Annotated in this window: 22 protein-coding genes; 11 read left to right on the plus strand and 11 right to left on the minus strand. The window is 67.2% G+C overall.

Annotated elements, in window-relative coordinates:
* Window positions 1-13 precede the first annotated feature (13 nt).
* The 5 genes from EH209_RS24180 to EH209_RS25030 all read right to left on the minus strand — a co-directional run bounded on the left by EH209_RS24180 (window position 14) and on the right by EH209_RS25030 (window position 3,965).
* The gene (locus tag EH209_RS24180) at window positions 14-169 is read right to left on the minus strand and encodes a hypothetical protein (protein WP_164722068.1); all 156 of its coding nucleotides are present in this window, start codon (window positions 167-169) and stop codon (window positions 14-16) included.
* Window positions 170-217: 48 nt separating this feature from the next.
* Entirely contained in the window at window positions 218-949 is a 732-nt protein-coding gene (locus EH209_RS16435; RefSeq protein ID WP_126663941.1) for a hypothetical protein, read from the minus strand.
* 48 nt (window positions 950-997) lie between these two features.
* On the minus strand, window positions 998-2,191 hold the full coding sequence (locus EH209_RS16440; protein WP_126663942.1) for an inorganic phosphate transporter: 1,194 nt from the start codon (window positions 2,189-2,191) through the stop codon (window positions 998-1,000).
* A 92-nt stretch (window positions 2,192-2,283) separates the two neighbouring features.
* The gene (locus EH209_RS16445) at window positions 2,284-3,006 is read right to left on the minus strand and encodes a DUF5828 family protein (protein ID WP_126663943.1); all 723 of its coding nucleotides are present in this window, start codon (window positions 3,004-3,006) and stop codon (window positions 2,284-2,286) included.
* A 71-nt stretch (window positions 3,007-3,077) separates the two neighbouring features.
* Complete coding sequence (locus EH209_RS25030) at window positions 3,078-3,965, minus strand: hypothetical protein (protein WP_343132692.1); 888 nt, start codon at window positions 3,963-3,965, stop codon at window positions 3,078-3,080.
* Between the two features lie 269 nt (window positions 3,966-4,234).
* On the opposite strand from EH209_RS25030, the gene upp reads away from it, so the two are divergent.
* Together upp and EH209_RS16460 are read left to right on the plus strand one after the other, a co-directional pair.
* A complete protein-coding gene (gene upp / locus EH209_RS16455; protein WP_008893111.1) occupies window positions 4,235-4,912 on the plus strand; it encodes a uracil phosphoribosyltransferase in 678 nt (225 codons plus the stop codon).
* A gap of 65 nt (window positions 4,913-4,977) precedes the next feature.
* Window positions 4,978-5,355 (plus strand): cupin domain-containing protein, encoded by a 378-nt coding sequence (locus EH209_RS16460; RefSeq protein ID WP_126663944.1) that lies wholly within the window; start codon window positions 4,978-4,980, stop codon window positions 5,353-5,355.
* A gap of 38 nt (window positions 5,356-5,393) precedes the next feature.
* Here the strand turns inward: EH209_RS16460 and EH209_RS16465 are convergent, their stop codons facing one another.
* Together EH209_RS16465 and EH209_RS16470 are read right to left on the minus strand one after the other, a co-directional pair.
* Complete coding sequence (locus EH209_RS16465; RefSeq protein ID WP_126663945.1) at window positions 5,394-5,594, minus strand: YgaP family membrane protein; 201 nt, start codon at window positions 5,592-5,594, stop codon at window positions 5,394-5,396.
* A 216-nt stretch (window positions 5,595-5,810) separates the two neighbouring features.
* Complete coding sequence (locus tag EH209_RS16470) at window positions 5,811-7,925, minus strand: S9 family peptidase (protein ID WP_126663946.1); 2,115 nt, start codon at window positions 7,923-7,925, stop codon at window positions 5,811-5,813.
* Between the two features lie 173 nt (window positions 7,926-8,098).
* Between EH209_RS16470 and EH209_RS16475 the strand changes: the two genes are divergently transcribed.
* Window positions 8,099-8,962, plus strand: a complete 864-nt coding sequence (locus tag EH209_RS16475; protein ID WP_126663947.1) for a hypothetical protein — start codon at window positions 8,099-8,101, stop codon at window positions 8,960-8,962.
* Between the two features lie 169 nt (window positions 8,963-9,131).
* Window positions 9,132-9,917: a hypothetical protein gene (locus tag EH209_RS16480; RefSeq protein WP_126663948.1), complete on the plus strand. Its 786-nt coding sequence runs from the start codon at window positions 9,132-9,134 to the stop codon at window positions 9,915-9,917.
* A gap of 14 nt (window positions 9,918-9,931) precedes the next feature.
* On the opposite strand, the gene EH209_RS16485 is transcribed toward EH209_RS16480, so the two are convergent.
* Complete coding sequence (locus EH209_RS16485) at window positions 9,932-10,579, minus strand: IMPACT family protein (RefSeq protein ID WP_126663949.1); 648 nt, start codon at window positions 10,577-10,579, stop codon at window positions 9,932-9,934.
* A 132-nt stretch (window positions 10,580-10,711) separates the two neighbouring features.
* Here EH209_RS16485 and EH209_RS16490 point away from each other — a divergent pair, with 132 nt between their 5' ends.
* Window positions 10,712-11,137 carry a DUF7522 family protein gene (locus tag EH209_RS16490; RefSeq protein WP_126663950.1) on the plus strand — a complete coding sequence of 142 codons (426 nt, stop codon included), beginning with the start codon at window positions 10,712-10,714 and terminating at the stop codon, window positions 11,135-11,137.
* A 7-nt stretch (window positions 11,138-11,144) separates the two neighbouring features.
* On the opposite strand, the gene EH209_RS16495 is transcribed toward EH209_RS16490, so the two are convergent.
* Window positions 11,145-11,648 carry an amino acid-binding protein gene (locus EH209_RS16495; protein WP_126663951.1) on the minus strand — a complete coding sequence of 168 codons (504 nt, stop codon included), beginning with the start codon at window positions 11,646-11,648 and terminating at the stop codon, window positions 11,145-11,147.
* A 109-nt stretch (window positions 11,649-11,757) separates the two neighbouring features.
* On the opposite strand from EH209_RS16495, the gene EH209_RS16500 reads away from it, so the two are divergent.
* Complete coding sequence (locus EH209_RS16500; RefSeq protein WP_126663952.1) at window positions 11,758-12,615, plus strand: hypothetical protein; 858 nt, start codon at window positions 11,758-11,760, stop codon at window positions 12,613-12,615.
* On the opposite strand, the gene hisB is transcribed toward EH209_RS16500, so the two are convergent.
* Window positions 12,612-13,202, minus strand: a complete 591-nt coding sequence (gene hisB, locus EH209_RS16505) for an imidazoleglycerol-phosphate dehydratase HisB (RefSeq protein ID WP_126663953.1) — start codon at window positions 13,200-13,202, stop codon at window positions 12,612-12,614. The genes EH209_RS16500 and hisB overlap by 4 nt on opposite strands.
* 317 nt (window positions 13,203-13,519) lie before the next feature.
* On the opposite strand from hisB, the gene EH209_RS16510 reads away from it, so the two are divergent.
* Window positions 13,520-13,789, plus strand: coding sequence for a hypothetical protein (locus EH209_RS16510; protein WP_008893124.1), 270 nt, complete (start codon window positions 13,520-13,522; stop codon window positions 13,787-13,789).
* Window positions 13,790-13,897: 108 nt separating this feature from the next.
* Here EH209_RS16510 and hisA read toward each other — a convergent pair whose 3' ends face one another.
* The gene (hisA, locus tag EH209_RS16515) at window positions 13,898-14,629 is read right to left on the minus strand and encodes a 1-(5-phosphoribosyl)-5-[(5-phosphoribosylamino)methylideneamino]imidazole-4-carboxamide isomerase (protein WP_126663954.1); all 732 of its coding nucleotides are present in this window, start codon (window positions 14,627-14,629) and stop codon (window positions 13,898-13,900) included.
* A 174-nt stretch (window positions 14,630-14,803) separates the two neighbouring features.
* Between hisA and EH209_RS16520 the strand changes: the two genes are divergently transcribed.
* The 4 genes from EH209_RS16520 to EH209_RS16535 all read left to right on the plus strand — a co-directional run bounded on the left by EH209_RS16520 (window position 14,804) and on the right by EH209_RS16535 (window position 19,332).
* The gene (locus tag EH209_RS16520) at window positions 14,804-16,660 is read left to right on the plus strand and encodes an SLC13 family permease (protein ID WP_126663955.1); all 1,857 of its coding nucleotides are present in this window, start codon (window positions 14,804-14,806) and stop codon (window positions 16,658-16,660) included.
* Window positions 16,661-16,776: 116 nt separating this feature from the next.
* Window positions 16,777-17,160, plus strand: a complete 384-nt coding sequence (locus tag EH209_RS16525) for a hypothetical protein (RefSeq protein WP_126663956.1) — start codon at window positions 16,777-16,779, stop codon at window positions 17,158-17,160.
* 123 nt (window positions 17,161-17,283) lie between these two features.
* Window positions 17,284-18,462, plus strand: coding sequence for an inorganic phosphate transporter (locus EH209_RS16530; RefSeq protein WP_126663957.1), 1,179 nt, complete (start codon window positions 17,284-17,286; stop codon window positions 18,460-18,462).
* A gap of 108 nt (window positions 18,463-18,570) precedes the next feature.
* A complete protein-coding gene (locus EH209_RS16535) occupies window positions 18,571-19,332 on the plus strand; it encodes a universal stress protein (protein WP_126663958.1) in 762 nt (253 codons plus the stop codon).
* Window positions 19,333-19,341: the final 9 nt, after the last annotated feature.

Genomic DNA, 19,341 nt, shown 5'->3' on the forward strand with positions numbered 1-19,341 from the left:
GAGTCGCGGCACGTCACGCGTCTGAACCTCGGTCACAGCGAGCGACCGTTCGGTTCGACTCGCCTGCGGAGAACTCGAGCGTCCGCTCGTTGGCGCCGCTCTTCAGCGTTAGCGTCAGATCGCGGGTCGTCTCGACGCGGACCGCGAGCGGCTCCATGGTGTCGATCATCGACCGGTTCGAACCGCCGGAGCGGGTCCGGGAAGCGGGGGAGCGGACTCACACACCGGTCGTCTTGACCAGCGACTCCACTTCTCGGGCGACCTCGGGAGGCATGACGATCCGGCGCGGGCCGGGAACGTACTGGCCGTCGGGCTGGGCGTACTCGAGGGACACGACCGCCGCGTCGCCGAATCGCCGAGTCGAGGCGTCCCGGATGACCGCGAGGTCGATCGCCTGGTCGGGATCGTAGAGGTAGATCGTCCCCTCCTCGGGGTCGAGCGCGCCGACCGACCGCAGGAACGAGGCGAGCACGAGCGCGACGAGGGCCAGCGGGAGCAGCAGCGCGGCCAGCCCGGTAAACGGGCCGGCGCCGACGGCCAGCAGTTCCCGCTGGGAGACGACTCGGCCGACGGCCATCAGCGATCCCATGACCGCCAGCATCGCGATTGTCCCGAATGCGGCGTCCACCAGCCGCTCGAGGCCCGATCCGGACGGCGCGTCGACAGGGAGCGGTCCGGTGAGGGTCGCGAGGTGTCGTTCGGTGTCGCCGACGGTGGCGACGGCCAGCACCGTCACGACGAGCGCGGCGAACAGCGCGACGATGAGAGAACCGGCGTCAGCCTGCCGGGCGAGGTCGTATAGCCGCCAGAAAACGATGATGGAAGCGGTCGCGAAGAACGTTCCGACGCCGAGCGACCACAGGAGCCGAACGGTGCGAGACGTCGAGGCGTCGCGTCGCCACTGAATCGTCTCGGCGTCGCTCGAGTTCGCGGACACGTCCTCGTCCATACGCTCACTCGCGACCGGTCGTGTAAAGCCTGTTCGATGTCGACCGACTCAGCCGAGGACGGCGGCGACCGCGGTGAAGGCGACGTAAGAGATGACGATCGACCCGGCCAGCGAGCCGATCCACGCGAGCACGGTGTACCCCATCTTCCGGGCGCTGACACCGCCGCCGGCGCCGGCGGCGGCGTAGCCGCTCCCGATGATCGCGCTGACGATGATCTCGTTGAACGAGACGGGGATCCCGAAGAGCACCGCGCTCTGGGCGATCATAAACGAGGGGATGAGCGCGGCGATCGAGCGCCGCGGCCCCAGCGAGGAGTAGTCCTGCGAGATCGCCTTGATCATCCGCGGCGCGCCGGTCCACGAGCCCAGCAGGAGGCCGAACCCGCCACCGACCAGCAGGGCGGTCAGCGGAATCTCGAGGTCGCCCGACAGCGGGATCAGCGGGCCGACAGCCAGCCCGACCTGGCTGCCGCCCGCCGAGAACGCGACCAGTCCGCCCAGCACGAGCAGGAAGTGACGCTCGCCGCTCTCGAGTTCGCTTCGCAGATCGAGGCCGACGACGACCGCCCAGAGGATCGCGATGGCAACCGTCATCGCGACGGTGCCGGCGATTTCGGGGCCGGGAACCCACCCGCTCGAGGCCTGAGCGATCGACGCCCCGCCGGCCTCCGCCGAGCCGAGGATGGCGAACTCGATGTTGGCGACGAGGACGCCGACGAAGGCAGCCAGGAGCATGATAAGATACCGCTCGGCGATCAGTTCGGCCCTGAGCAGGCGGGCGATCGTATACGCGATCCCGCCGCCGACGAACGGCGTCAGGATCCACAGCGTGGCGATCTCCGTGTACTTCGCCCACGCGGGATCGCCGCCCATCGCCAGCCCGACGCCGATGACCGCCCCCGTCACGGTGAAGGCGGTCGCGATGGGGTACCCCGCGAAGACGCCGAGCGCGACCAGTCCGGCCGCGATCGTCAGCGCGATCGTCGCCGCCATAGGCGTCAGTGACGGGCCGAGGATCAGATCGGAACCGACCGCCTCCGAGACGTTCGCGCCCTGTAACACGGCGCCGGCGAAGCCGAGAATGCCGACGAGAAAGCCCGCTCGCATCACCGAGATCGCGTTCGCGCCGACCGCCGGGGCAAAGGGCGTCGAGCCGCTCGAGCCGGCGCCGATTGCCCAGGCCATAAAGAGGCTGGCCAGTGCGGCCACCAGAAACGTCGCGATCGTCACGAGCTCGACCATCTATCCCGGCATACCAGCTAGCCCTACAAGTGTGTGCCGACCTCGATCCCCGTTCGAGGGGCAGCGACGCCGTCTCGGTCCCGGATCGACGCTCAGTTCGTCGTCGACCGCGAGTCGTCTTCGGGCTCCGGCGGCGGCTCGGCACCTTCGATCGCCTCGGCCGCGTCAGTGTCCTTCTCGACGCCGACGTGCCAGCGGTCGACCTCGTCCTCGTACTCGGCCAGCAGGTCCGAGACGTCCTCCTTGAGGACGTCGTCGTTGACGTTGACCTCGAAGACGAACTGCTCGCCGTTGTCGCCGTTGCGGGTCGACTGCTGGATGTTTGCGCTGATCAGTTCGTTGTCGAAGTAGTACGGCGCCAGCTGGGTCATCACGTTCTGGTAGACCGTGTCCTCGACGCGACGGAGCGCCTTGCGGCTCGCCGAGTCGGCCGCGCGCGCGACATAATCGATCGACTCCCGCCAGTTCCCGACTGCGCCCTCGGCGTCGTCGTCTTCGAGTCGCTCGTAGGACTCCGAGAGCTTCTCGCCGGCGGTCTTGATGTCCTCGTCGGGTTCCTTGCCGGCCTTCTCGCCCTTCCCTTCCTCGACGCTGGCCTGGTCAGCCGTCTTCTCGCTGACGTCGGTATCGAGGGTTTCGTGGGCCTTGGGTCGCCATTCCTCCCACTCCTCGAAGGCGTCGGCCAAGCGGGTGTCATCGGTGCCGTCGGGATCGTGGACGTCGGCGTCCCGGAGCGCGCGGGTGATGCGCTCGCCGTGTTCGACGACGTCGCCCCAGTCACCGCGAACCTTGAAGCCCGAGATACTCTCTTCCATTCGGTTGCCACGGTCCTAGGGGACGGATCGCTATAAACTTCGTTACTGCGCAAGACTGGCCGCCGCCGCAATCAGTATCGCTGTCCGGTCACCTCGGAGCCGCCCCTCGGCTGGCCGCTCATTCCCTGTCCGTACCGTCCCTGTTCGGCCATCCCTTGCATCCCTCGAGACCCGGTCGATCCGGCGCCGGTTCCGCTCCCTTGACGACCCTGAGAGCCGCCGCCGACCCGCCGGAGGAGGCTCTCGCAGGAGTTCATCGTTCGCTCGATCGTCGCCACCGTCTCGAGGACGTGCGGGTGGCGCTGCTGGAACTGTCGAAGCGTCGGGAGCCCTTCGTCGGCGACCCGCAGGAACGCGGTCGCAAGCTCCGGGCCGAACATCGAGTCGCGGGCGATCAGCAGCTCGTTGAGCGCCGCGATCTCGGCGAGATCCTGGCAGATTCGGGCGCAGCGTCCGAGCTCCGGTCCGCCGCTGGCACACCGCGTGGCACACCAGGCGGCGACGTGGGCAAGTTCGCTGAAGTCCTCGAGGGCGATCCACAGCTCGTCGGTCATGTGGTCCTCGAAGAAGGGGGCCTGGGCGGGCTGTCCACCGCCCTGCTGGTGCTGCATCCCCATCTGGTGGGAGTCCGTCCGCTGGCCGTCCCGGTGGCCGCTCATGTGCTGCCCGCCTCGCTGACGACCGCGCATCGGTTCGTTCCCTCGGTCGGCTATCGGTCGACCGGCCTGCTGTCGGGACGCCCCCTGCTGGCCGGTCGTTGACCGACTGGTGCTCGGCCCCTGGTCACGTGTCATGCTCGGCTCCTGGCCGCCCGTCTCGGACCGTTCGGACGAGCCGCCGAACTGCGGCTGGATGTCCATTCCGGTTCCCGTGTGCGTCCCCGGTCCCCTCGCCTCGGGCAGTTGGCCGTACTGTTCGCCGGTTCGGTCGTGCTGTTGCTGATCCGAGTGATGAGTCACGAATAGTGTACCTCGAGTGTGGCGGCGGCTACGCCGATCCCTCGATTAAACCGGTTCTACCGTTTCGTCCGTTTACGTCAGAAAACGACTGGCTTTCGCGGTCCCAGCGGCCGATAACGACCGAAACCGGTCGGGCGCGCTCGAGTAATCGCGGATTGGAACTTGCCGTCGGACGGCGATTTGCGGGATGGCAGCCGGAACCACGGGAGATTCCGCCTCGGCCGCGGCTGATCGACAACGTGAACTATCCGGCGACAGGCTGTACGGGTATGACGATCGAAGACCGGGAAAACGCCTATCTCGTCACGCACGCACTGGCGAAGGACACGCTCTCGCGGCTCCGCGACGTCGAAACCGAGCAGGTCAGCTTCCGGAAGGGCCTCGTGAAACTCGGCCGGATCTGCGGCTACGAGATCATCGACGGCCGGATGGAAACGGAGTACGTCGAGATCGAGACGCCCCTCGAGCAGACCATGGGCGAGCGCGTCCGCGGGCTGGACGACGTCGTGATCATCAACGTCCTCCGCGCGGCGACGCCGTTCGTCGAGGGGCTGTTGAAGGCCTTCCCCCGCGCTCGACAGGGCGTCATCAGCGCGAGCCGCGACGAGGAGGCCGGCCGCGAGGAAGACGGTTCGTTCCCCATCTCTGTCGACTACGTGAAACTGCCCGAGATCACCGAGGAGGACACCGTGATCATCGCCGACCCGATGCTCGCGACCGGGTCCACGATGTGTACCGTCCTCGACCACGTCATCGAGAACTCGCCGGAGCCCGAGAATCTAATCGTCCTCTCGGCGGTCTCCGCGCCGGAGGGACTGCTCCGCGTCGGCGATACGTTCCCCGAGGCCGACCTGCTGACGGTCTCGATCGACGACCGCCTCGACGACGACGGCTTCATCGTGCCCGGGCTGGGCGACGCGGGCGACCGGGCGTTCCGCACCACATAACCGTCCGTCGCCGACCCGCCGCCGGTCGCCGTCGACTTTTTGTGAGCGAGCCGTAATCGCTCCGTATGGAGTACTCCGTTATCGATCCGGACGATGGGGAGCCCGTCGAGGGTCGCCCCTGCAATCTGCGCCGGCTGAGCGACGCGGCCGGCCTCGAGAACGTCGCGATCAACCGGTTTCGCGCGGACCCCGGCGAACAGTTGCCGCTGGCCTACCACTACCACGAACAGCAGGAGGAGGCGTTCGTCGTGCTCTCGGGGACGCTTCACGTCGAGACGCCCGAAGGCGAACTCGAGGTACCGGAGGGATCGATGTTCGCGGCCCCGCCCGAAGCGCCCCACCGCGCGTACAACCCCGAGGATGCTGAGGGATCGATCGAAGTGATCGCGATCGGCGCGCCGCCGGTCAGCGACGACGCGGTCCCCTACGAGCCCGACGAGTAGCGTTTCGGCCGCGACTCGCGGCACTCGAGTTCTGCCACCTACTCGGCCGAACAGGTATCGATCCCGAGGACAGCGTTGACCGGACACCGCTGAATAATCGCGGTCGCGACGATATCGCTGCCGGCGATGAACGCGAGCGTGCCGGCTGTTCGATCCCGGTTTCGGTAGCCGATCAGCAGCAGTGCCGCGCCGAGGACGATCCGTAGCACGCGGTCGAAGCCGCCGACGTTTCGATCCATACGCGGACGAACGGGCGAGACGCCCGTAGGGATTTCCTTGCACCGGCGGGCGATCGGGATGCTGTAGTCTGTACACCGGCATCGTCGATCGCGAATCGAACCCCTTCGTTTCCGGTCGAACCGGCCCGAACGGTCGTTTTCGGACGGTTTGACGGTCGACGGTCCAGACGAAACGCTGCTCCGACCGCCGGGGATCGCGTCCCGACATCGCGAGTCTCACTCCGCGTTTCCGTCGTCGTCTTCGCTCCCACCGGAGAGCCCGGCGTCGCGCTCGCGCTCGAGCGCCGGTGGTGCCTCATGATACGCGGAGTAGCCGTCGAACCAGCGGGCGATGCGCTCGAGTCGGTCGACGACGTGAGCGGGTTCGCCCGACCGGGAGAGTTCGTGGCCCTCGCGGGGGTACCTGACCAGCCGCGTGTCGACCCCGTGTTTCTGCAGCCCGCGGACGAACAGTTCGGCCGTGTTGGCGGGCGTCCGGTAGTCCCGGTCGGCGTGGAGCACGAGCGTCGGCGCGTCAACGTCGGCGACGTGGGCGGCGGGAGATTGGTTCCACAGGAAGTCGGGGTCGTCCCAGGGCGTCGTTCCGAAATCGTCCTCAACGAGTTTGAACGCGTCGCTCGAGCCGTAGAACCCGGCGAGATCGTAGACGCCCCGCTGGGAGACCGCCGCCTCGAAGCGGTCGCTGTGGGCGACCGCCCAGGCGGTCATGAACCCGCCGAAGCTGCCGCCGGTGACGAAGACCTCGTCGTCGTCCACGAACTCCCGCTCGCAGACCGACTCGACGCCCGTGAGCACGTCCGCGAGCGTCACCTCGCCCCAATCCCCTTCGATGGCCGTCGCGCGGTCCTCGCCGTACCCCGTCGAACCTCGCGGGTTGCACCAGAAGACGACGTACCCTCGCGCCGCGAGCGTCTGGAACTCGTGCCACATCGTCCCCGCGGTCGTCCAGTGGGCGTGGGGGCCGCCGTGAACCTCGACGACGAGGGGGTAGCGCTCGCCCGGCGACGCGTCGGCGTCGAACTCGGGGGGCGTGAGGAGCCAGCCCTGGATCTCCGTTCCATCGTCGTTTTCGAACCACACTTCATCGGGACGCCGAACGGGCCGGTCGGCGAGGTAGCCGTCGTTCACGCGAGTCAGCCGGTGGGCCTCGTTGCCGCCGCGGGTCGTCACGAAGACGTCGCCGGGGTGGTCCCACTCGCTGTAGACGTAGGCGACGGCGTTCTCGCCGACCGAGAAATCTGCGATCGTGACGCCGTCGCCGTAGACTCGCGCCGGTTCCTCGCTCGCGTCGCCGGGTACCGACCAGCAGACGCGCGAGCCCTCATCGGGCGTCGTGACGTACAGCGCCTCGCCGCCGGGCGCCCACTCGAAGCCACAGCGGTGACCGACGGTCCGATCGAGCGGCTCCGTCGGCGTCCGCTCCTCGCCGGTTACGCGGTCGTGCACGCGGATCTCGGTCTGGCGCATCGAGGTCCGGTCCTTGGGCGTGAACTCGAAGGCGACGCGGTCGTCCGCGGTGGCGTCGATCGATCCGGACTCGAGCCAGCCCGTGGTTTGCGTGAACGCCTCAACCTCGCCGGAGTCCGTCCCGTGTTCGTACAGATCGTAGGCCAGCGTGTCGTCGGGATCCTCGCCGGCCGAAGCGGCCGTGGCCGCGTAGTAGATCGTCTCGTCGTCGCCCCACGTCGGAGAGACGTAGTCGACAGGTACGTCGGCTGGCCCGTCGTCGTCGGTGAGGCGGGTGATCGCCGTTCCGTCCGGATCGTCCTCCGGAGCCCTCGAGAGCGCGGCCTCAACCGCGAGGACGTAGACGTGGCGCCGCCGGCCGTCGAAGTACTCGGTTCCGGCTCGGTAGATCGTGCGGTCGATCACCCGCGGATCGGGGGCCTCGCGCTCGTAGTCGGGATCGACCGCACGGTCCCGGTCGGCCTCTCGATCGTCGGGCGTGACGCGCTGGGAGAAGACGAGTCTGGAACCGTCCGGGCTCCACTCGAGGTCGTCGATCCCGCCGACGACCGACGTGAGCCGGCGCGCTTCGCCGCCGCCGGTCGAGACGAGCCAGACCTGCTCGCGGTCGCCCTCGCCGCGGGTGCTGGCGAAGGCGAGTCGGTCGCCGTCGGGGCTCCAGCGGGGCTGGGAGTCGACGCCGTCGCTGGCGGTGAACTGCGCGGCCTCGTCGCCGCCGACGGGGACGGTGTGGATCGACGCCGCGTACGACTCGTCGTCGGCGGGCGTCCGGCGGACGAACGCCACCCGCTCGTCGTCCGGCGAGAGTCGCGGCTCCTCGGCGCGGACGAGATCGTGATAATCGCTCGCCGCGATCCTGTTCATACTCGAGGTCGTACCCGCTGGCCCATATAGCTCGGCGAGGCGGCAGGCGGTCGTGGTCGCAGTCGTGCCCTCGAGCGCCGATCGATCGCGATCGGCACCGACTCGCGAGGCGGTCGATCGGCAGCACCGTCGAGTCCGATGGAGTTTTGTCAATACGCCGTCGTATCTCGAGTATGGCCATGCGAACCTCGACCGAGCGCGTCGCGCTCGGTGACAGCGGTGACGGCGGCGACGAGCCGTCAGACGGGCGCTTTCGGCTCGTCGTCGCCGTCTACGCCGGCGCCCTCCTCGCGGGCGTCGTCTCGGTCGCGGCCGTCCTGACCGCGTTCGTCCGGGGTCCCCTTCCCGCCGTCTATGCGGCCGGGTTCGTTGGCGGCTTCGTCGGCGGACTGGCGCTGGCGGCCGCGGATCCGCGGCTTCCCGTCCGCCTCGGCCGCACGCTCGGCCGACGGGCGGCGGTCGTCGTCCCGACCGTGCCGTTCGTCGTCATCTGGTTCGCTCCGCTCGAGGCGGCCGTCGATGCCGTCGCGCTCTGGGCGGTGATCACCGTCTTCGTCTCGGGCTACGTTCTCTCGCAACTGGCCGGAAACCGGTACGTCGATGCGGTTACCACCGGCGAGCCCGCGGAACGGTGGCGGTGGACGCCGCCCGGTTCCCCGATCGTCGACGCCCTGCTCGCCGGGATCTGGCTCGTCATCGGAATCGGTGACGCCGTCACCGGATCCCCGGCGCAGGGTCTGCTGTGGCTGTCGCTCGCCGTCTTCTGGATGGTGAGCTGTCTCGTCGAGGGTCGGTGGTCGTTCGGTCCGGGACGGGAGCGCTGCGAAATTCAATTCTACAAGACCGGGCTCGTCAAACGGCGGCCGTACACGAAGGCGTTCGTCCCGTGGCGCGACGTCAATCACGTCCGCCTGCGCGAGGGCGAACTCGTCATCGACCGCGGTCTCCGCGACGTGCGGTTCGACCGGGACGAACTCGAGGACCCCGAGGCCGTTCTCGAGGCCATCGACCGTCGAATCGCGTCCGCGGTCGCCTGATCGCGGGTTACGACGGTGCGTCGGTGACTCCGTTCGACCGAACTATTTTTGATCCTACACGAATACGTTTCATATATCCTATTCGAACGCGACACCGGCGGCCGGCAACGCTGGCCCCGGACCAACGGGGACGGCGTTCCGGGTAGCGTTCGGGCTCTACGTCGGCGCCGTGCTGGGTGGGCTCGCGACGACGGCCGCCGCTCTGTCGCTCGAATCGTCCCCGCGCCTCCTCGCGATCGCTGTCGCGACGTTCGCGACGGGGGCCGTCGTCGGTGCCGGGATCGCGGGACGCCTGCACGGACTCCCCGGGCGACTCGGTCAGACGTGGGTCCGCAGGCTGGCGATCATCTGCGGGGCCCTCCCGTTCGCCGCGGTGATCGTCGCGTCGCTTCCGTGGTCACTCGAGCCGCAGGTCAAATTCGCCGCACTCGGGTCGGCGTGTGCCGTCGCGATTTCGGGGATCCTCCTCGCGCGGGTGGCGGAGAACGGCTACGTCGACGCTGCCACTGAGGGCGACGAGCCCGTCGCGAGTTGGCGCTGGTACTGGTCGCCGTCCGGCTCGCGGACCCTCGATCTCATCCAGTTCCTCATGTGGGGGCTTCTGGCCGTCAGCAGCGCCGTCGTCGGCGATTGGTGGTCTGCGGTCCTCGGGACCAGCGCCATGGTTCTCGGCGCGGTCGTGAGCGTCACTGAAGGTCGCTGGACGAGATGGTTCCCCGACGCCTCGAGCGAGGCGGCCGAAATCCGCGTCTACGAACACGGGTTCGCCACGGAGCGACCGTACCGCCGGCAGTTCGTCCCGTGGTCGTCGATTACCCACGTCCGGCTCCGCGGCGACGAACTCGTCATCGACCGCGGGCGGTTCGACCACCGCTTCGACCAAGACGCCCTCGAGGACCCCGAGGCCCTCCGCGAGGCGATCGATCGACGCCTCGAGACGGCCGGCAGACGATAGGCGTCGTCCCCGCGTTACTCGAGGTCCGCCCGCCCGCTCGTCGCGCTCCGCAGTCGATCACGGAACGCGTCGGCCTCCTCGAGGGGGACGCGAACGTCGAACGAGACGGCTTCCTGATAGTCGGCCTCGAACTCGTAGCCCTCGCTCTCGAGAATCCCGCGGACCGTGCCGGAGTCGTCGTATTCGACGGTGATCGAGACCCGTTCGTGGGGCCGTTCCTCGACGACGCCGGCCGCCTCGACGGCCTCCTTGACCGCCCGCGAGTAGGCCCGGACGAGGCCACCGACGCCGAGGTTCGTCCCGCCGTAGTAGCGCGTGACGACGACCGCGCAGTTCTCGATCTCTTGCTGGGTGAGGACGTTCAGTGCCGGCTTTCCCGCGGATCCGGAGGGCTCGCCGTCGTCGCTCGAGTACTCCCGAAGGAAGTAGCCCGCTCCCGCGCCCTCCTCGCCGTTCCCGCCGCTGTCAGCTCCGTCGCCGACTCGCACCCGGTAGGCGGGGACGTTGTGGGTCGCGTCGGCGAACTCCTCGCTGACGGCGTCGACGAACGACTCGGCGGAGTCGACGGAGTCGACCGGTCGAACGCGGCCGATGAACTCCGAGCCCTGCACGACGAAGTCGGCGGTCGCCGCCTCGGCGACGGTCCGGTACGATCGACTCACGGCGACTCCCCTCGCACGATGCTCGACGGTACGCCCGGTAGCGAAAAGAGTGCGTCGGTCCGTTCGTTCGATAGAAGTATCATATTCTATATGTTCAACACGCTCTTATCCCCCGCTGTAGAGGGTGCAGCCATGAGCGACGAAACCGAACTCGAGACCGAAACCATCGACGAGACGCTCGCGGAGGAGCTCCTCAGCGTCAGCCGGACCGCCGTCGGCGACGAACTGCGGAGCATCACCTACTTCACCGAGGACGAGGTTGAGCAGATCTACCTCCGCTCGGATCTCGAGCAGACGGCCGACCTCGTCGGCTTCGCCGACCACGAACGACTCGGCTTTCGCTCCCAGTCGGCCTACCGCAACACGCAACTCGGCGAGTACCAGGCGACGGTCCGAATGTTCGAGAACGGCTACCTCTCGCGGGTGATCCGCGGACCCCACGGCGTCTGGGTGACGACCGACGACATGTCGATGGATCGGTTCAAGGAACTGACGACGGCGACCAAGTCGGTGTTAGACGATCACGTCGATACGGTGTCGACCGACGGCGACGACTGACCAGCCGTCACTGGAGTTCGATCTTGCGGACGAACTCGAGGTCCCGAATTTCGGTGATGACGTTACCCGGCAGCTCCTGGTCGGTGATCAGGTAGAGCTGTGGCTCGTCGGTGAACTCCGGATCCTCGCTGATGGTCTGGCGGATCGAGATGTCGTGTTCGGCCAGGAGCCCGGTGATCCCCGCGACGATGCCCTTCTGATCGGCGTCGTCGGGCGTGACCGTCAGTACCGTCAGGTCGAGCACCGGCGCCAGGTCCATCAGGCTCGGCACCTGCGAGATGTTCTGGAAGATACGGCGCAGTTCGGGATCCTCGAGGATGACGTCGGTCGTCGAGTCGACAACGCGCCGGTCGACGCCGATCTCGCGAGCGATACCCGTGTTCGGAATCTCGATCCCCCCGGAGACGACGCGGCCGTCGTCGTTGACCGAGAACCCTCGCTCCAGTAGCAAGCGAATCACCGCCTGTTGGCTGGGCGAGCCCTCGAACTTCTCCATGATCTCGTCGAACATTCGTTGCCGGGTATACGGCGGCCGGCGTATAAGGCCCAGTGATCGACGCCAACGAGGAGACGTCGCGTCTGACGGGCGATTTTTGACGGTCCGGGAAAAACGCCATACCATGCGCGAACTCCGACGTTGTGACTTCTGCGGTGGCGACGCGGCCGGGGCTTTCGAAATCGTCCCGCCTGAACTCGAGCCGACCGAGGCCGAACAGCGACGCGTCGTCCTCTGTGCCGACTGCAAGAACCGTCTGCAGACCCTCATCGAACCACTGCTCGCCCGCGCCGGCGCCGACGGCGAGTCGTCGGCAGCGTCCGCGGAGGACGGACGACGCTCCGGCGAGGGCGACGACAACGGCGATCGTGCCGGCGAATCCACGAGCGAGAGCGGAACCGTCGTCGCGTCGGCCGACGAGTCGACCCCGAAGCGATCGCGGGCCTCGAGCCCCAACGCGACGGTGTCGGACGCGGCTCCCGGCGAGAGCGACGCCGCCGGCAATGACGTCGGCGCCAATGACGCCGAACCTGACGGCGTCGAAGCCGAAGCCGCCGGAGCTGACAACAGCGCCGCCGACGCCGGCGGTGACGCGGCGATCGATTCCGAGTCGCTGCTCGAGGACGGGATCACCTTCGAGCACTCCGAGCCCGCGAACGGGGAATCGGACACACCGGAAACGGCGTCTACAACCGGAGAAGGAACCGACGACACAGCCGAGTCAGACGACGAGCGCTCAGGCGACGCGGAGACCAGCGCGTCGGCCGATCGAGACGAGTCGAGTCAGCCGCCGGCCGCGTACGGCAAGGTGCTTCGACTGCTGCGAAACCGCGAGTTCCCCATGCAGCGCAGCGCCGTCGAAAGCCTGGCCGCCGGCGCCTACGACCTCGAGTCTAGCGAGGTCGACGCGATCATCGATCACGCGATCGAACGGGACGAGTTCGTCGAGAAGCGCGGCGAACTGCGCCGACCCGACGCCTAGAGCGTCCCCTTCGTGCTCGGGGTCCCCTCGCGGTGCTCGTCGAGTCGCGTCGCATCGTCGAGCGTCCGCGCGAGCGCCTTGAACAGCGCCTCGACCTCGTGGTGGGCGTTCTCGCCGGAGACCACCTCGAGGTGGACGGTCAGGCCGGCGTTCATCGCCAGCGACTCGCCGAAGTGACGAGCCATATCGCTCGTGAAGTCGCCGATTTGGGCCTGCGAGAACGCCCCGTCGAAGTAGAACCGAGGGCGGCCGCTGACGTCGACGACGGCGCCGGCGACGGCCTCGTCTAGGGGCACCTTCCGGTCGGCGTAGCGGACGATCCCCGCCCGATCACCTAGCGCCTCGTCGAACGCCTCCCCGAGGACGATGGCCACGTCCTCGACGGTGTGGTGGTCGTCGACCGCGAGGTCGCCATCGCAGTCGACGGTCAGGTCGAACAAGCCGTGTTTGGCGAACGACGTCAGCATGTGATCGAAGAAACCGATCCCGGTGTCGACGTCGGCCTCGCCGGTGCCGTCGATCGCGAGTTCGAGTTCGATCGACGTCTCGGCCGTCTCCCGCGTTCGGGTCGCCGTTCGCTCGCTCATGTCGCTTCGATCGCACCGCCGGTACAAGGGAATTGCGCTCGACCGGTCTCCCCCTCGAGGGACCAGCGCCGACAGCGTCTATATACAGATACTATCGCCCATGTTTCACTCTCGATCGCTCGGGAGTCGAAAAATAGCTTCGAACCGGATTGGGCCCTCTAAGATCCTTATGAAAGATCTAACTATTTCTGAGCGGGTTTCGAAATATCGTATTGACTCGTTATCGGGAGTGAAACGAAGCGAAATGACGACAATATTCAGTCCGTTATATGATGAGAGGGGAGAATGTCGTGTATACGAAGAGGTGACCCGAACCGATGTCAAACCCCTCCCCGCTCTCGAACGAATCGATCGGTCCGTCCGGCCCTGAATCGGACCGACAACACGAGCAGCGCCTCCGCCGGCTCGTCCGCTCAGTCAAAGGCTCGACGCAGTTCCTCTCGTTCTGGGTCGCGATCGCCCTCCCGTTCGTCCACCTGCCGCTGCTCGCACAGGGGCTGGGCGATCCGCGGATCACCGCTACGTTCCTCGTCCTCCTCGCCGTCAACGTCTGTGCCCTCTACGTCGGCCACGGCTACAAGCAGTAACGCGCTATCGACGCTCGCACCGGACTCAATCCCGTCGCCCGGTCAGTCACCTCTCGAATACGTCGCGATCTGCGATACCGAGCGTCATTCGCTCCGTCGTTCCAGTCGCTACCCGTCGACTGCGTTCTGGGCGTCCGCGAGCGAGAACCGGCCTTCGTACAGCGCGCTCCCGACCACGACGGCGGCCGCGCCGGCCGCCTCGAGAGCCTGCACGTCCTCCAGCGTGGCTACGCCGCCGCTGGCGATCACGGGAATGTCGGTCGCCTCGACCAGTTCGCGGACGGGTTCGGTGGCGACCCCCTCGAGTTGGCCCTCGACGTCAACGTTCGTGAAGAGAATCGCCGCGGCCCCCAGTTCCTCGTAGCGCTCGGCGGCGTCGACCGGCGAGATCCCGGCGCCCTCGGTCCAGCCCTCGACGACGACCTCGCCGTCCTTCGCGTCGAGGCTGACGACCACGCTGTCGGGGTGGCGCTCGCTGATCTCGGCGACGATCTCGGGGTTCTCGACGGCGGCGGTGCCGAGGATGACCCGGTCGACGCCGCGCTCGAGCAGGTCGACGGCGTCGTCGGCGGTGCGGATGCCCCCGCCTAACTGGGTGGGGACGTCGACGGTCTCGAGGACCTCGTCGATGGCGTCGCCGTTCGCCCGTTGGCCCTCGAAGGCGCCGTCCAGATCGACGAGGTGTAACGCCTCGGCGCCCTCGTCGAGCCACCGCCGGGCGGCGTCGACGGGATCGCCGTAGGTCTTCTCGGTCCCGCGCTCGCCCTGGACGAGCTGGACGACCTCGCCGTCCTGCATGTCGACGGCTGGAATCACCTGAAATGCCGGAAACGCGCTCATACGAGGGCGCAGGCCGGGCGCGGGCCTAAAGCCACCGACTTCGGCGCCGCCGACGCCGCGTAGCGGCGCAGGCGACGGACGCGTATCAGCGCCGATGACGACTCTCGAGCCGTTACAGTCCGGATCTCGTGGCGAGCGCTTACGGAACGGGACCGCGTGGGCTGTGATATCCGGATGACGGCCCCCGTCGCGCTCGCGCAGGACCTCGCGACCCGGCCCGAACTGACGACGGACGTTCTCGTCGTCTTCGGTGTCGTCGCGGTCGCCCTCGCGTTGTTCGTCACCGAACGGCTGCCAATTGACGTGACCGCGATCTTGCTGATCGTGATTCTGGTCGTCTTAGAACCGTGGACGGGGGTCGATCCCGAGACCGGCATCTCCGGGTTCGCCAACGAGGCGACGATCACGGTGCTGGCGATGCTGATCTTGAGCGGCGGCATCAGCCGAACGGGGCTCGTCCAGGAGCTGGGACGGCGGATGGCGGCCTTCGCGGGCGATAGCCTCCGGAGGCAGCTATTCGCGACCGTCGCCGCGACCGCCCCGGTCTCCGGCTTCCTGAACAACACGCCGGTCGTCGCCCTATTAGTGCCGGTCGTCACCGACGTCGCCAATCGCGGGAACACCTCGCCCTCGAAGCTGCTGATCCCGCTGTCGTACGCCTCACAGATCGGCGGGATGCTCACGCTGATTGGCACCTCGACGAACATCCTCGCGAGCGACGTCAGCGCTCGACTCGGCTCGCAGCACCCGGAACTGCACCGGTTCTCGATGTTCGAATTTACGCAGTTAGGGATCATCGTCGTCGTCACCGGCTCGTTGTATCTGATCTTCGTCGGCCACTACCTCCTGCCCGAGCGCGTCCCGCCGCGGGCGGACTACCTCGAGGAGTACGACGTCGGGGACTACATCGCCGACGTCGCGGTGGTCCCTGGGTCGCCACTCGTGGGGGAGACGGTCGGCGAGGCGACCGACAGGTTCGGCCCCGAGATCGACGTCATACAGATCGTCCACGACGAGGACCGGTCGGTCGCACCCCGGCGGAGCACTCACCTGTCGGAGGGCGACGTCCTCGTCGTCCGCACGAATCGTGACGCGATCACGACCCTCGAGGACGCCGAGGGCATCGAACTCGTCGGTCGGTCGGACTCCACCGCGACGCTGTCTCCCGACGGTGAGTCGGGGATCGTCACGGAACTGGTCGTCGCGCTGGACTCGCAACTGATCGGCGAACGCCTCGAGCCCGAGTCGTTTCGCGAGGAGTTCGGCGCCGCCGTCCTCGGCCTCCGGCATCACGGCGCGCTCGTCGGCGATCGAATCGTCGGCCGCCGGCTCGACGTCGGCGACACGCTGCTCATCCAGGCGCCACCCGACACGATAGATCGACTCTCGCGGCGCGACGGCGTGATCGTCGCACGTGAACCGCCACGGTCCGAGTACCGCGCTGATAAGGCGCCGGTCGCCGTCGCCATCATGATCGGGGTCGTCGCCGTCGCTGCCCTCGAGATTTACCCGATCCTCATCTCCGCGCTCGCGGGCGTGGTCGCCATGGTCGTCACCGGCGTCTTAGAGCCCAACGAACTGTACGACGCCGTCGAGTGGGACATCATTTTCCTGCTGGCCGGCGTGATCCCGTTGGGAGTCGCACTCGAGGGGAGCGGCGCGGCGGCGCTCCTCGCGTTCGCGGTCGTCGAAGCCGCGGGCGTCCTGCCGACGATCGCGGTCCTCTGGGTGTTCTACGTGTTCACGGCGCTGCTGACGAACGTCATCAGTAACAACGCCAGCGTCGTGCTCCTGATTCCCGTCGCGGCCGCTGCGGCGGCGGGCATCGGCGCGAATCCCTTTTCGTTCGTTCTGGCGGTCACCTTCGCCGCGAGCACGGCCTTTCTGGGGCCGATCGGCTACCAGACGAACCTCTTCGTCTACGGACCCGGCGGCTACCGCTTTAGCGACTACGCCCGGATCGGCGCGCCGCTGCAGTTGCTGCTCTCGGTGGTGACCGTGCTCGGGATCGCTCTCTTCTGGGGCGTATGATGCAGTTCTCCCCAAGTGATTTCACACGCTACCCTGAAATGATACGACGTTATGAGCGTCCGTGTGGAACGAGTCCAAAACCGACCTGCGACTACGCTGAAGGGGCAGACCGAACGATGAATCCGACCCGTATCGACGCGATCATCGACCTCGCCTACGGGGTACTGATTTTCGTCTCGGTCGTTCTGATCGTCGTCGAGGGAACGCGAGTCGGATTGGCGCTCGGGCTGGGCGTCCTCGTCTCGTACGCGTTGCACGTGATCTGGAAGATGGCGCGCTTCGATCCGGAGTGGATGACGAGGGAAGTAGAAGAGACGGTCGAAGAAGCCGTCGAACAGTCGATCGGCGAGCAGGTCGACGCGGTCCAACAACAGATCGAAACCGTCGACGAGCGCATCGACCGTCGTCCGCGCGAAGACGAGATCGAGGACCTCCTCGAAGAGACGGTCGTCGACGACGCAGCGGGCGGCGGAGACGAGACCGAGAACTCGGGTCGGTAAACCCCTCGAAGCCGTATCGGTTCGCTGACGTAGACGTCACTCACACCCGACGTTCCGTCGATTCTCGCGTCGTACACGACGGCACAACGAATATCCGAATCGACGTGAAAGCCGTATATCAGTATGGTGTCCGTGCTGCTGCTCGTGGGGATTCTCGTGGCCGTCTTCGTGGGCTACAACATCGGCGGTGCGACGACGGGACCGGCGTTCGGTCCGGCCGTCGGTGCCGACGCCATCTCGAAGACGACGGCCGGCGTACTGATGACGGTGTTTTTCTTCGTCGGTGCGTGGACGATCGGGCGTCGCGTCGTCGAGACCCTCGGGGGCGACCTCGTCTACGATCCCGGCGTCTTCACGCTCGAGGCGAGCGTCGGCGTCCTCTTTTTCATCGGCGTGGCGCTGTTCATCGGGAACTTCTTCGGCGTTCCCGCCTCGACCTCGATGACGGCGGTCGGTTCGATCGCGGGCCTCGGGCTGGCCGCCGGCGAGCTCAACTGGGCGGTCATGGGCGAGATTGCCATCTGGTGGATCGTCTCCCCGTTCATCGGGTTCTGGGTCTCGCTGATCATCGGTCGCTACTTCTACTCGTCTCTCAATCGAAAGCTCGCGATGGAACGCAGCACCGGCCCGCTCCTCCGAATCGATCGGTCCGGTCGCGTTCCGATCCCGACTCCGAGCGATACCACCAACCGGCGCGAACTGGGCGGCGTGGCGATGGTGATCGTCATCGGCTGCCTGATGGCGTTCAGTTCCGGGACCTCGAACATCGCGAACGCGATCGCCCCGCTCGTCGGCAGCGGCGAACTCGAGATGAATCCCGCTATCCTCATCGGCTGTGTCGCGGTCGGGATCGGGACGGTCACGATCGCACGGCGCACCCTCGAGACGATGGGCAACGAGCTCACGGAGCTGCCGCTGACGGCGGCGATCGTCACGGCGACGGTCAGCGCCTCACTCGTGATCTTCCTCTCCGCGATCGGCATTCCGGCGAGTTTCGTCATCATCGCGACGATGTGCATCATCGGTCTCGGCTGGGGGCGGGCGACGCGACCGGTGACGGTCTCCGAGGCGGTCCGCGGCGAGGAGTCGCCGCCGGTCTCGGTCGGCGCGCTGACCGCGGACCGGGAGGGGGAGAAGTTGCCGCCGATCGGCGAGGAAGAACCCGATCGAGTCCCGAGTGCGGCCGATCTCTTCGATCCGGCGACGACGGCCCGCGTCGTGCTCATGCAGAACGTCGTCCCGATGATCGCGACGGTCGGCGCGTACGCCACGTTTCGGTTCGTTCCCCTCTTCGGACTCTGACCCGCCGCTGTCCGACGCGAGACGCCGACGGCGATCGGTATCGGTGCTCGCTTTCCTGCCGGGGGTATATTACCCGCTGTCCCGTATGCGACACTGAGGCATTCGCCAATGCCTGACACTGGCGATCACCGCGTGCTCGTTCCCGTCGCGGTACTCCGCGGGGAGGGCGTTCCCACGACCATCGTTGACGCGTTCGCGTCGATCCCGGTCGTCTTGCTCGGGTATCACGAAGTCCCCGAACAGACGTCGCCGGATCAGGCGCGCGATCAGTACCAGCGGCGAGCCGCGCGCGAACTCGAAGAGCGTCGGTCGGTGTTCGAAGCCGCCGGCTGTCCCGTCACCTCGCGACTCGTGTTCACGCACGATCGCTTCAAGACGTTCGAACGCGTCGCGGTCGAAGCGGAGTGTGACGCCGTCTTGATTCTCAATCCGGCGCCGGTCCTCGAGCGGTTTCTCGTCGCGATTCGGAGCGACATTAACGTCGAGTACAAGGCGCGACTCGTCGCTACGGTACTGGATGGGACGGAGATCGACGTGACCCTCTTTCACGTCGTCGCGGACGAACGAGACCGGCATCGAGGGGACGAACTGCTCGCGACGACGGCTGACGCGCTCGAGGACGCGGGGGTCGACCGCGATCGGATCTCTCGCTCGATCGTCGTCGACGACTCACCGACGGAGGCGATCCTCGAGGCCGCGAACGAGCACGACGCGATCGTCGCGGGCGAGAGTCGACCGTCGGTCCGTCGGTACGTCCTTCGAGACCGCGCCGAGCGGATCGCGAGGCGAACGGCTGATCCGGTCCTCGTCGTCCGCGGAGAGTACCTCGAACCCGCCGACGAGGAGAAAGGCGACGCTGTAGCCGAGTAACCGAGTAAG

The sequence above is a fragment of the Haloterrigena salifodinae genome (assembly GCF_003977755.1).
Taxonomy (GTDB): domain Archaea; phylum Halobacteriota; class Halobacteria; order Halobacteriales; family Natrialbaceae; genus Haloterrigena; species Haloterrigena salifodinae.